This window comes from Achromobacter sp. UMC71, assembly GCF_014170305.1.
In the GTDB taxonomy this organism is placed as follows: domain Bacteria; phylum Pseudomonadota; class Gammaproteobacteria; order Burkholderiales; family Burkholderiaceae_B; genus Achromobacter.
The window spans coordinates 1-12,411 of sequence record NZ_LZZT01000042.1 but is presented as its reverse complement, the minus strand read 5'-3'; the positions used below and the strand labels follow the sequence as shown (position 1 = coordinate 12,411).

The window sequence follows — 12,411 nt, the reverse complement described above, 5'->3', positions numbered from 1 at the left end:
TGCAAGTGCCTGGTGCATATCGGCAACACCTTGGTGCTGATGATGCCCCAAATCAGCGCCGCCGGGCACCATAAGCAAAGATACGGATGCCATGTCCCCCGGGTGGCGGCACGCTTTTCCCCCCGCCCCGCTCGTTGTAAAAGCGCCGCAACATGGCATCCGTATCTTTGCTTATGGTGCCCGGCGGCGCTGATTTGGGGCATCATCAGCACCAAGGTGTTGCCGATATGCACCAGGCACTTGCACAGGTTCAGGGTTAACCCTATAATTCGGGTTATCCCTAGTAGCTAAACAACTGTGCAAGCCCGTGGAGGCTATTGTGATCAACCCGAACAACACTATCCGCCTGACCGACGAACTCGAGCGCCAACTGATGCTCCAGGCTATTGAAGAACAATTCCGCCCGCATCCGATGCGTGCGTTGGCCGCAGGCCTGCGTAAGCTGGCCCACGGCGTCCGTGCCCTGGCTGGCAAGACGAGCGCCAAGAACGCGCACTCCGCCGCCTAAGCAGGACCCCAGGCCCCTGGCCTGAAAGTTTTCCCCTTGGGGGCTGCATAGCCCCTTTTATAGACCCGCCCTTACCGGCGGGTTTTTTTTATGGGTCGGCGGCCGCTTTGTCGGATAATACCGGCCCATGACAGACGCCCTCCTCGACCAGACCCCGAACCGGCTGCGCCGGTTCGCCTGCATGATGTACGAAGCCGTGCTGCTGTTCGGCGTGGTTTTCCTGGCCGGTTATCTGATGGACACCCTGACCCAGAGCAAGAATGCCCTGGACCTGCGACTGGCTCGCCAGGCCTGGCTGTTCGTGGCCATCGGCGCCTATTTCGTGCTGTGCTGGCGCCGCCGCGGCCAGACCCTGCCCATGAAGACCTGGAACATCCGGCTGGTCGATCGCGACGGCAACACCCCGTCCACGCCGCGCCTGATCCTGCGCTACGTGCTGGCCTGGCCCCTGGTGCTGGCGGGCGCCGCGCTCGTTTGGGCCGCCGCGGGCGCCACCGGCTGGTCGTCGGTGGACATGTTCATCGTGGCCGCCCCCTTCACGATCTTCATCTGGTCCTGGTTCGATCCGGACGGCCAGTTCCTGCACGACCGCATCCTGGGCACGCGCCTGCGCAACGCGCCGCAGCGCCAAAAAACGCTTGAATCCCACGATGCGCGGGCGCTGAAAGCCCGCTGAACATACCTGCTTACAACTAGCAAAATCGTGCGGCGATTTTGCTGATTGCTTTCAGAAAGTTGAAAGTCAGTCGCAAAGACAATGAGGCCCCTTTCATAGACGCCTCGAAAAAATCATGCGCGCTTTCCTTTCCCGCCTGTCGCTGGCCACCGCCAGCGTGTTGTTGTTCCTGCCGTTTGGCGCCTCCGCCCAGAATGCCGCCGCGCAACAGGAAATCGAAGCGGCGATGAAAGCCGCCTTTGCCGCCGCCCAGGCAGGCCCCGCCGATGTGAAGCTGGGCGACCAGGCCGTGGTGTCCTTGCCCGAGTCCATGTTCTTCGTGCCGCGCGCCCAGGCGGACCGCCTGATGGCCGCTTACGGCAACGGCAAAGACCCGTCGCTGCTGGGCGTGGTCATGCCCAAGAGCGACGATGACGACTGGGTCATCACCGTGAACTTCGATAAGGCCGGCTACATCAAGGACGACGACGCCAAGAACTGGAACGTCAACGAGCTGCTGGACAGCCTGCGCGAAGGCACGGAGCAGTCCAACGAAGAACGCAAGAAGCGCGGCTTTCCCGAGCTGGTGATGGACGGCTGGGTCGAAGCGCCCAAGTACGACAGCAACACCCAGCGCCTGGTCTGGTCGGTGGCCGTCAAGCACAAAGGCGAGGCCGGCAATGACAACCCTACCGTCAACTACAACACCTACGCGCTGGGCCGCGACGGCTACATCACGCTGGACCTGATCACCCAGAAGAACCTGGTGCCCAAGGACAAGACCGCCGTGCTGACGCTGCTGGACAACCTGAAGTACGTCGAAGGCAAACGCTACGCCGACTTCAACGCGTCGACCGACAAGGTAGCCGAGTACGGCCTGGCCGCACTGGTTGCTGGCGTGGCCGCCAAGAAACTGGGCCTGTTCGCCGTGATCGCCGCCTTCCTGGCCAAGTTCGCCAAGGTCGGCATCCTGGCCGCGGCCGCCCTGGGCGGCGGCTTGTGGAAGCGCATGCGCGGCAAGAAGGCTGACCAGCAGCAGCCCTGATCGCTACCGTGCGGCACCGACGATGAAACTGATTCTGCTGCTGCTTTCCGGCTTCAAGTACCTGAAGTTCGGCAAGCTGCTGGCTACCGGCGGCACCATGCTGCTGTCGGTGGCTGCGTACGCCTTCATCTTCGGCTGGCGCTACGCCGTGGGCTTTGTCGTATTGCTGCTGCTGCACGAAATGGGGCACTACATCGCCGCGCGCCAACGCGGGCTGGATGTGGGCGCACCGGTGTTCATCCCGTTCGTCGGCGCCTGGATCCAGCTCAAAGAGATGCCGCATGATGCCGACACCGAGGCCTATGTGGGCCTGGGCGGCCCCTTGGCCGGCACGGTGGCCTCGCTGGCCTGCTATTTCGCCGCGCGCAGCACCGGCAGCGACCTGCTGCTGGCGCTGTCGTACGCGGGCTTTTTCATCAATCTGTTCAATCTGATCCCGCTGTCGCCGTTCGACGGCGGGCGCATCACCGCCGTGCTTTCGCCGCGCATCTGGCTGGTGGGCGTGCCGATCCTGGTGGCGATGTTCTTCTGGCGTCCCAGCCCCATCCTGATCCTGGTGGCGGTGCTGGCGTTTCCCAACGTGCTGCGGGCCTTCAAGTACGACCCGTCGCTGCCCGAGAACCAGGCCTATTACGGCACCTCCCTGGAAAGCAAGGTGACCTACACCTGCGCCTACCTGGGGCTGGTCTGCATCCTGGCCATCATGGCCCACGACGTTCACGAGATGCTGGGCCACCTGCGCGGTTGAGCCCCGCCAGCGGGAAGGCTGCCGCCGCGCCTGCGCCTGAACAGCGGGTACCCGACACGCGCTCGCGACAAGCGGCCGCGCCGTCACAACAGCGTCACGGATTCTTCATGTCCCCGTCATCGCACCGTGGTCTCATTCCCAGGCATGACGACAGCCCACATGGATACGACCGTGAACGAAATCCGCCCCACGCACTGGCGCGCTCTCTGGATTTCCGATATTCACCTGGGTACCGCCGGGTGCAAGGCGGAGTTCCTGCTGGATTTCCTGGAGCACAACGAATCGGACACCCTGTATCTGGTGGGTGACATCGTTGACGGCTGGCAGTTACGCAAGCACTGGCACTGGCCCCGGGCCCACAATGACGTGATCCAGCGCATCCTGCGCAAGGCCCGCAACGGCACCCGCGTGGTGTTCATCCCCGGCAACCACGACGAATTCGCCCGCGAGTTCGCTGGCTACGCTTTCGGCGACATCGAAATCCTGGACGAGGACGTGCACGTCACGGCCAAGGGCCTGCGCCTGCTGGTGCTGCACGGCGACCAGTTCGACGGCGTGATCCAGCACAGCCGCTGGCTGGCGCACCTGGGCGACGGCCTGTACCAGCTGGCGCTGTGGATCAACCACCACTTCAACCGCCTGCGTCACCGCCTGGGGCTGCATTACTGGTCGCTGTCCCAGTACCTGAAGCACAAGGTCAAGAACGCGGTGTCGTTCATCACCGACTTCGAAGAGGCGCTGGCAGGCGAAGCCCGCCGCCGCGGCCTGGATGGCGTGGTCTGCGGCCACATCCACAAGGCCGAAATGCGCGACGTGAACGGCATCCTGTACTGCAACGACGGCGACTGGGTGGAAAGCCTGTCGGCCCTGGCCGAAACCCACGACGGCCAGTTGCAGCTGCTGGACTGGGCCGCCATCCAGGCCGAACGGCAGGCCGATCCGGCCCAGCGCAAGCCTCGCTCGCTGTCGCTACCCGCCTTGCCGTCCGCGCTGCGCCGCCAAGGCAAACACCCGTGATAACCCTTATACGTCCCCGTTACGCAACGGGGATATTGCAGTTCACGGCCCTCTAGGTCATGCTTGCAGTTGGGGCAACGGGCAAAAACTGACCCGTGCACGCTGCAACATGCTTACAACATAGGGCCATGAACGACCAATATCAGGCGCTCTACCAATCATTCCGCTGGCTGGTTCCCACCCAGTTCAACATTGCGGAAGCGTGCTGCCACCGCTGGGCATCCAGTAGTCCGGATGCGCGGCGCATCGCCATCTACTACGAAGATGAAGCCGGCAACCGCGAGGTCTGGACCTATGCGCGGCTGGCCGAGGCCGCCAATCAGCTGGCCAACGGCTTGGTGAAGATGGGCGTGGCCCGCGGCGACCGGGTCGGTGTGGTTTTAGGGCAACGCCCGGAAACCGTGGTCGCCCACATGGCCATCTACAGCGTGGGCGCGGTCGTGCTGCCGCTGTCGGCCCTGTTCGGCCCCGAAGCCCTGCAAAGCCGCCTGTGCGATTCGGAAACCCGTGTCGCCATCGTCGACCACGCCTCCAGCGCCAACCTGCTGGCAGTCAGCGACCACTGCCCCGCCCTGCAGCAGATCATCGGCATCGGTTTTGCCGACGAACGCGTGCTGCCCTGGCGCAGCCTGCTGGCGCGCCAGCCCAGCGAATTCAAGCCGGTGCCCACCCGCTCGTCGGACCCGGCCATCCTGCTCTATACCTCCGGCACCACCGGCGCGCCCAAGGGCGCCCTGCTGCCTCACAGCGCCCTGATCGGCAACCTGCCGGGCTTCGTGGCCTCGCAAGACTGGTTCCCCCGGCCGGCCGACGTGTTCTGGTCGCCGGCCGACTGGGCCTGGACCGGCGGCATGATGGACGCGTTGCTGCCCACGCTGTATTTCGGCCATCCCATCGTCGGCACCCGCGGCCGTTTCTCGGTCGAGCGCGCCTTCGAACTGATGGAACGCTACCAGGTCACCAACACCTTCCTCTTCCCGACCGCGCTGAAGATGATGATGAAAACGGTGCCCGAGCCGCGCAACCACTATCAATTGGCCCTGCGCGCCATCATGAGCGCGGGCGAAAGCGTCGGCGACACCGTCTTCGAATGGTGCCGTTCGGCCCTGGGCGTGACGCCCAACGAAATGTTCGGCCAGACCGAAATGAACTACGTGGTGGGCAACAGCCAGAAGCGCTGGCCCGCCAGGTCGGGCAGCATGGGCCGGCCCTACCCGGGCCACCGCGTGGCCGTGCTGGACGATGCGGGCCAACCCGTGGCCGCCGGCGAAACCGGCGAAATCGCGGTCAACCGCTACGATATCCACGGTTACCCCGACCCCGTCCTGTTCCTGGGGTACTGGCGCAACGAGGCCGCCACCCAGGCCAAATTCAAGGGCGATTGGTGCCTGACGGGCGACCTGGCCCGGGTGGATGCCGACGGCTACCTCTGGTACGCGGGCCGCGCCGACGACGTATTCAAGTCGTCGGGCTACCGCATCGGCCCCGGCGAAATCGAAAGCTGCCTGATCGGCCATCCGGCCGTGGCCAATGCCGCGGTGGTGCCCAAGCCGGACGCCGAGCGCGGCGCGGTGGTCAAGGCCTACGTGGTGCTGACCCCGGAATTCGCCCAGCGCGACCGCAACGATATCGTCGAGAACCTGCAGGAACACGTGCGCGAGCGCCTGGCGCCTTACGAGTACCCCAAGGAAATCGAGTTCGTCGAAGAATTGCCCATGACCACCACCGGTAAAATCCAGCGTCGCATCCTGCGCCTGCGCGAAGAAGAACGCGCGCGGGCCGCCAAGCCACACTGAAGACGGGCGGGCCCGCCTGGCTCGCCGTCGCATCCGGAGACAGGGCATGCCCATTTACCAGCTCGACGACCTCATTCCCCGCATCGATCCCGCGGCCTACGTGGCCGATAGCGCCGACATCATCGGCAATGTCACGCTCGAGGCGGGCGTCAGCATCTGGTCGCACGTCTCGATCCGGGGCGACAACGACGCCATCGTGATCCGCCAGGGCACCAACATCCAGGAAGGCAGCGTGCTGCACGTGGATACGGGCTGTCCCATGACCATCGGCCCCAACGTCACCGTGGGCCACCAGGCCATGCTGCATGGCTGCACCATCCACGAAGGCGCGCTGGTGGGCATGCAGGCCATCGTGCTGAACAACGCCGTGATCGGACGCAACTGCCTGATCGGCGCGGGCGCCATCATCCCCGAAGACCGGGTCATTCCGGACAATTCCCTGGTCATCGGCATCGGCAAGATCGTGCGCGAGCTGTCGGCCGAGGAAATCGCCAACCTGCACAAGAACACCGCCCATTACGTGGCGCGAGGCCAACACTACAAGACGGCGCTGAAACGGCTGGCGTAAAGCCGCCCCCGGCAAGGCCTGGAACGGCCCAACACCCCTGCTGGCGGCAGGGGAAATCGGGCCGTCCGATCGGCTAACATTCCCCCATGACCGATCAGCTTAAAAAATATCTCCTCGAAGACCGTAGCGTCCGCGTCCAAGCGGTGCGCCTCACGGACACCTGGAAGGCCGTCCAGGCCAACCATGACTATCCGCCCGCCATCACCCACCTGCTGGGCGAACTGGTCGCGGCGTCCACCCTGCTGGCCGCCAATATCAAGTTCGACGGCTCGCTGGTGCTGCAGATCCAGGGCGACGGCCCGATCGCCCTGCTGGTGGTGGAGTGCCGCTCCGACCTGAGCCTGCGCGCCACCGTCAAGGTCCGCGAAGGCCACGAGATTCCGGCCGAAGGCAACATGCAAAGCCTGCTGAATCCCGGCGGCAATGGCCGCTTCATCGTGGTGCTGGATCCCCAGCGCAAGGTGCCGGGCCAGCAGACCTACCAAGGCATCGTGCCCCTGGAAGGCGACACCGTCGCCGAGGCGCTGCAGCACTACATGAAGGCCTCCGAACAGCTGGACACCCGCCTGTGGCTGGCCGCCGACGCCGAACACGCCGCGGGCATGCTGATCCAGCGCCTGCCCCACCATGGCGGTTCGGATGCGCCCATCCTGAGCGAACAGGCCGCCACCGAGACCTGGGACCGCGCCGTGGCGCTGGCCACCACGCTCAAGCAAGACGAACTGCTCGCCACCGACATCGACACGCTGATCCACCGCCTGTACTGGGAAGAGACCCTGGTGGCCTTCGACCCGCAGCCGGTGCGCTGGCACTGTCCCTGCACCCGCGAACGCGTCGCCAGCATGCTGCGTTCGCTGGGGGAAGACGAAGTGAACGACATCCTGGCCGAACGCGGCCAGGTCGACGTGTCCTGCGACTTCTGCGGCAAGCCCTACGCCTTCGACGCCGTCGACTGCGCCGCCCTGTTCACGCCCAACTCGCCCCCCAGCGGCGAGGTGCCGCCGACGGTGCATTAGGGCGCCCGCTCAAGGGTCACCCCTCGGGCTTTACGAATCGACAGGCGGTCATGCCCGCGCCACACTGGCCCGGCCATGACCGCCTTTTTTCTTGCCCGCCCGCGCGCCGCGCGCCCGCCGCAACGCGGGGCCGCCGCCATTGAATTCGCCGCCGCCGGGGCGGCCGTCCTGCTGCTGGGCCTGCTGACCATCGAAGCGGCCCGCTGGCAGGGCGTGCGCCAGGTCGCCCACCTGGCCCTGATGGAAGCCGCTCGGGCCGGCGCCACCTCGCACGGCGATCCTGCCCGCATCCGGGCGGCATTCCTTCAAGGGCTGCTGCCGCTGCACGCCGACGCCCAGGGCGCAGCCGGCGCCCGCCGTCGCCAGACACAGGACCTGGACCGCGCCGCCGCCCTGGCGGGCACGACGCCCTGGCGCATCGAAATCCTGCAACCTGACGCCCAGGCATTCCGCGACCACGCCCGCCCCGGGCTGGACACAGCCGCGCCTCGCGGGCTGCGCGCCATCGACCACAACTACCAGGACCTGCAACATGCGCGCCGGCCCTTGCCCGATACGCGCAGCATCTTCCGCGCCAACACGCTCAAGCTGCGCCTGACCTACCTGTATCAACCTCTCTTGCCACCGCTGCGCATGCTGCTGGCGGCGCTGTCCAAGGCTGACGGCAGCTACGCGGCCGCCGCGCAGGCGCGCGGCCTGGCGCCGATTGGCATGGAACTCGAAATGGAAATGCAGTCGCACCCGGTGGACTGGCCGGCCGGCAAGGCGTATCCGGCCGGCATGGTGCAAGGCGCATGCCGCAGCCTGCGCTGCCCCTGATGGGCGCGGCAAACGAGGATCCGTCTGCCGCGCTCAGCGGCGGGCGTGGCGGCTACTGCTGGCGGGGGGTATTGGCGTTGGCCGGCCTGGCGTTGCCCTGCCGGGCGGCCGGCTGCGCGGCAGCGGGCTTGGCGGCGGCCGGCTTGGCCGCCGCAGGTTTGGCGGCACCCGCCGGCGCGCTGGCGCGCGTGGCGGTGGCGGGTTTGGCTGCGGCGTCGGTCGCGAGCGAGGCGCCGCCTGCGGGCGGCTGCGTGTTTTGCGGCAGGATATGCACGAAGACTTCGCCTTCGCGCATCATGCCCAGTTCGCCGCGGGCCCGTTCCTCGATGGCGCCGGAACCATTTTCCAGATCGCGCACTTCGGCTTCGAGCGCCGCGTTGCGCGCGCGCAGGCCTTCGTTGGTCTCGCGCTGCGCCGATACCTGGCGTTGCAAGTCCCAGACCTTGAACCACCCGCCCTTACCCAGCCAAAGCGGATATTGGATCAGGCCTAGCAGCACGAACAGCACCAGGAACAACAGGCGCATACGCAGGAACCCTCAGCAGTCGTGGCGTGAAAACAGCCGCGGCGGCGCTCGCCGCGGCCCACAGTTAACGCAGGTTGTAGAAGGCTTCCAGGCCGGGGTACGAGGCCACCTCAGCCAGCTCTTCTTCGATGCGCAGCAGCTGGTTGTACTTGGCCATGCGGTCCGAACGCGACAGCGAGCCGGTCTTGATCTGCATGGCGTTGGTGGCCACCGCGATGTCGGCGATGGTCGAATCCTCGGTTTCGCCCGAACGGTGCGACACGACGGCGGTGTAGCCGGCGCGCTTGGCCATTTCGATGGCGGCGAAGGTTTCGGTCAGGGTGCCGATCTGGTTGATCTTGATCAGGATCGAGTTGGCCACGCCCTTCTGGATGCCTTCGCGCAGGATCTTGGTGTTGGTGACGAACAGGTCGTCGCCCACCAGTTGCACCTTCTTGCCGAGCTGGTCGGTCAGGAGCTTCCAGCCGTCCCAGTCGTTTTCGGCCATGCCGTCTTCGATCGAGATGATCGGGTACTTGTCGCACCAGGTGGCCAGCAGGTTGGTGAATTCCTGCGAGGACAGCGAGATGCCGCCTTCGCCAGCCAGCGTGTACTTGCCGTCGCGGTAGAACTCCGAGCTGGCGCAATCCAGGCCCAGGGCGATCTGCGTGCCCGGCTCGTAGCCGGCTTCGGTGATGGCCTTCAGGATCAGCTGGATGGCGGCTTCGTGGCTGGGCACGTTGGGCGCGAAACCGCCCTCGTCGCCCACCGCGGTGGACATGCCCTGGCCGTGGATCAGCTTCTTGAGCATGTGGAACACTTCGGCGCCCCACCGCAGGGCTTCGCGGAAACTGCCCGCGCCCACCGGCAGAATCATCAGTTCTTGCAGGTCGAGCGTGTTGTTGGCGTGCGCGCCGCCATTGATGACGTTCATCATCGGCACGGGCATGCTCATGGGGCCGCTGCCGCCAAAGTAGCGGTACAGCGACAGGCCGGATTCGTCGGCGGCGGCGCGGGCCACGGCCATGCTGGCGGCCAGGATGGCGTTGGCGCCCAGGCGTTCCTTGGACTCGGTGCCGTCCAGTTCGATCAGGGTACGGTCAACGAAGGTCTGCTCCTGGGCGTCCAGGCCCATCAGCGCTTCGGAGATTTCGGTATTGAGGTTTTCAACGGCGCGCAGCACGCCCTTGCCCAGATAGCGGCTCTTGTCGCCGTCGCGCAGCTCGATGGCTTCGCGGGCGCCGGTGGATGCGCCCGACGGCACGGCCGCGCGGCCCATGGCGCCGGATTCCAGCAGCACATCGCATTCCACGGTGGGGTTGCCGCGCGAATCCAGAATCTCGCGGCCGATGATATCGACGATTGCACTCATGACTTTACATTCCCTGAACGATAAACATATTCATGACGGCCGCGCCTTCACGGGCGTTGCGGGCACGGCGGTACTGCCAGGAGTCGTAGAAAGCCTGGGCCGCGGCCATGGACGGAAACTCCATGATGACGGTACGGCCAGGTTCACGGCCCTCAAGGTGCTTGGACTCGCCGCCCCGCACCAGGATCTTGGCGTCGTACGCACGCATGGCGAGCGTGGACAGACGCTTGTAGTCCTCGTATTGTGCGGGCTTGGTCACCGTGACGTCGGCGATGAGGTAAGCACTCATGGGGTTCCTTCAGGGCAGTTGCGTTGGTTGGTATCTGACGCCGGATACGACAACGCCGCCAGTGTCGCCCAAAGGCGGCTGGCGACGCATATCCGATGCTAATTGGTTGTATCCGAAAGCAGCGCCGCCGTATAGGGCGGCGTGGGGGCAACGGCCCGCGGCCCCGAAGATCCGCATGCGGAACTCGAGGCCGCAGGCGCGCATCAGGCCTCCTGGCCGCGGCGAGCCTTTTGCTCGATGGCGGCGCGGATGTAGCTGGAGAACAGCGGGTGGCCGTCGCGCGGGGTCGACGTGAACTCCGGGTGGAACTGGACGCCGACGAACCAGGGGTGGTCGGGCAGTTCCATCATTTCCGGCAGGTTCTCGGTCGGGGTGCGCGCGCTGATCACCATACCGGCCTCTTCGAGGCGCGGCACGTAGACGTTGTTGACCTCGTAGCGGTGACGGTGACGCTCGTTGACTTCGTCGCCGTAGATCGTCTGGGCGCGGGTGCCCGCCTTGATCGGCACGCGCTGCGCGCCCTTGCGCATGGTGCCGCCCAGGTCGGACGAATTGTCGCGCTTTTCGACCTTGCCTTCGCGGTCCATCCATTCGGTGATCAGGGCCACCACGGGGTGCGGCGCCGAGGGATCGAATTCGGTGCTGTTGGCGCCACCCAGGCCTGCCACGTGACGCGCAAACTCGATGACGGCCAGCTGCATGCCCAGGCAGATGCCCAGGTAAGGCACACCGTTTTCACGGGCGTAACGGATCGCGGCGATCTTGCCTTCGGTGCCGCGCTTGCCGAAGCCGCCCGGAACCAGGATGGCGTCCAGGTGCTTGAGCTGGTCGGTGCCGCGGGTTTCGATGTCTTCCGAGTCGATGTACTCGATGTTGATCTTCGAGCGCGTGTGGATGCCGGCGTGAACCAGGGCTTCGGTCAGCGACTTGTACGACTCGGTCAGGTCGACGTACTTGCCGACCATGCCGATGGTGAGCTGGTGCTGCGGATGCTCGAGCGCGTCGACCAGGTTGTCCCACATGGACAGGTCGGCCGGCGGCGGGGTCAGGCCCAGGGCCTCGCAGACGATGTTGTCCACGCCTTGCTTGTGCAGCATGGCCGGGATCTTGTAGATCGAGTCGGCGTCCCAGACGGAAATGACCGCGTCCAGGGGCACGTTGGAGAACATCGAGATCTTGGCGCGCTCGTCGTCCGGGATGGGACGGTCGGCGCGGCACAGCAGCGCGTTCGGGTAGATGCCGATTTCGCGCAGCTTCTGCACCGAATGCTGGGTCGGCTTGGTCTTGAGCTCGCCGGCGGACGCGATGAACGGCACCAGCGTCAGGTGCACAAAGGCGGCGTTGTTGCGGCCCATGCGCAGGCTCATCTGGCGCGCGGCTTCCAGGAACGGCAGCGATTCGATATCGCCCACGGTGCCGCCGATTTCCACGATGGCGACATCGGTATTGCCGTTCCAGGCGGCATCGGCGCCACGGGCGATGAAGTCCTGGATTTCGTTGGTGATGTGCGGGATGACTTGGACAGTCTTGCCCAGGTAGTCGCCACGGCGCTCTTTGCGCAGCACCGATTCGTAGATCTGGCCGGTGGTGAAGTTGTTCACCTTGTGCATACGGGCGGAAACGAAACGCTCGTAGTGGCCAAGGTCCAGATCGGTTTCGGCGCCGTCTTCCGTGACGAACACTTCACCGTGCTGGAACGGGCTCATGGTGCCCGGATCGACGTTGATGTAGGGGTCGAGCTTGAGCATGGTGACTTGCAGACCACGCGACTCGAGGATGGCGGCAAGCGACGCAGCGGCGATGCCCTTGCCCAGGGAAGACACCACTCCGCCGGTGACAAATACGTATTTGGTCATCGTAATAAGCGCCCGGGACGAGCGGGCGCGTGCGGGAAATTTGGATTATAGCCGGGAGGCGAAACTTGTCTGGGTTTTCCCCTAGCGGCCAGGAGTAACATTTGGCAGCACTCGAGAGAGCGGCCCCCACGCGTGTTGCTTGCGCGCTTCATGCTATGTTCGTCCCCGATTTTCCTTGCCTTTCCGAGAAGCCCGCCCTCCGATGCCCCTCCTGCCC

13 protein-coding genes are annotated in these 12,411 nt (G+C 65.4%); 9 read left to right on the top strand and 4 right to left on the bottom strand.

Features of this window, described 5'->3' with window-relative positions:
* The first annotated feature begins 319 nt into the window (after positions 1 to 319).
* The 9 genes from A9974_RS20505 (at position 320) to A9974_RS20465 (ending at position 8,172) form a co-directional block, all read left to right on the top strand.
* Positions 320 to 508, top strand: coding sequence for a hypothetical protein (locus A9974_RS20505; RefSeq protein ID WP_006393542.1), 189 nt, complete (start codon positions 320 to 322; stop codon positions 506 to 508).
* 127 nt (positions 509 to 635) lie between these two features.
* On the top strand, positions 636 to 1,184 hold the full coding sequence (locus tag A9974_RS20500; RefSeq protein WP_183006018.1) for an RDD family protein: 549 nt from the start codon (positions 636 to 638) through the stop codon (positions 1,182 to 1,184).
* 115 nt (positions 1,185 to 1,299) lie between these two features.
* Positions 1,300 to 2,208 (top strand): DUF2167 domain-containing protein, encoded by a 909-nt coding sequence (locus tag A9974_RS20495; RefSeq protein WP_183006017.1) that lies wholly within the window; start codon positions 1,300 to 1,302, stop codon positions 2,206 to 2,208.
* Between the two features lie 22 nt (positions 2,209 to 2,230).
* A complete protein-coding gene (locus tag A9974_RS20490) occupies positions 2,231 to 2,956 on the top strand; it encodes a site-2 protease family protein (RefSeq protein ID WP_183006016.1) in 726 nt (241 codons plus the stop codon).
* 144 nt (positions 2,957 to 3,100) lie between these two features.
* Positions 3,101 to 3,973: a UDP-2,3-diacylglucosamine diphosphatase gene (locus A9974_RS20485; protein ID WP_183006015.1), complete on the top strand. Its 873-nt coding sequence runs from the start codon at positions 3,101 to 3,103 to the stop codon at positions 3,971 to 3,973.
* Between the two features lie 128 nt (positions 3,974 to 4,101).
* Positions 4,102 to 5,769 (top strand): acyl-CoA synthetase, encoded by a 1,668-nt coding sequence (locus A9974_RS20480; RefSeq protein WP_183006014.1) that lies wholly within the window; start codon positions 4,102 to 4,104, stop codon positions 5,767 to 5,769.
* Between the two features lie 46 nt (positions 5,770 to 5,815).
* Complete coding sequence (locus A9974_RS20475) at positions 5,816 to 6,337, top strand: gamma carbonic anhydrase family protein (RefSeq protein ID WP_183006013.1); 522 nt, start codon at positions 5,816 to 5,818, stop codon at positions 6,335 to 6,337.
* Between the two features lie 86 nt (positions 6,338 to 6,423).
* The gene (hslO, locus tag A9974_RS20470; protein WP_183006012.1) at positions 6,424 to 7,353 is read left to right on the top strand and encodes an Hsp33 family molecular chaperone HslO; all 930 of its coding nucleotides are present in this window, start codon (positions 6,424 to 6,426) and stop codon (positions 7,351 to 7,353) included.
* A 75-nt stretch (positions 7,354 to 7,428) separates the two neighbouring features.
* Positions 7,429 to 8,172, top strand: coding sequence for a pilus assembly protein (locus A9974_RS20465; RefSeq protein WP_183006011.1), 744 nt, complete (start codon positions 7,429 to 7,431; stop codon positions 8,170 to 8,172).
* Between the two features lie 52 nt (positions 8,173 to 8,224).
* On the opposite strand, the gene ftsB is transcribed toward A9974_RS20465, so the two are convergent.
* From ftsB to A9974_RS20445, 4 genes are all read right to left on the bottom strand, one after another.
* Positions 8,225 to 8,698, bottom strand: coding sequence for a cell division protein FtsB (gene ftsB, locus A9974_RS20460; RefSeq protein ID WP_183006010.1), 474 nt, complete (start codon positions 8,696 to 8,698; stop codon positions 8,225 to 8,227).
* A gap of 64 nt (positions 8,699 to 8,762) precedes the next feature.
* Positions 8,763 to 10,049 carry a phosphopyruvate hydratase gene (eno, locus tag A9974_RS20455; protein WP_006218107.1) on the bottom strand — a complete coding sequence of 429 codons (1,287 nt, stop codon included), beginning with the start codon at positions 10,047 to 10,049 and terminating at the stop codon, positions 8,763 to 8,765.
* Positions 10,050 to 10,053: 4 nt separating this feature from the next.
* On the bottom strand, positions 10,054 to 10,338 hold the full coding sequence (locus tag A9974_RS20450) for a DUF1330 domain-containing protein (RefSeq protein WP_094825673.1): 285 nt from the start codon (positions 10,336 to 10,338) through the stop codon (positions 10,054 to 10,056).
* 203 nt (positions 10,339 to 10,541) lie between these two features.
* Positions 10,542 to 12,194 (bottom strand): CTP synthase, encoded by a 1,653-nt coding sequence (locus A9974_RS20445; RefSeq protein WP_183006009.1) that lies wholly within the window; start codon positions 12,192 to 12,194, stop codon positions 10,542 to 10,544.
* Positions 12,195 to 12,411 lie beyond the last annotated feature (217 nt).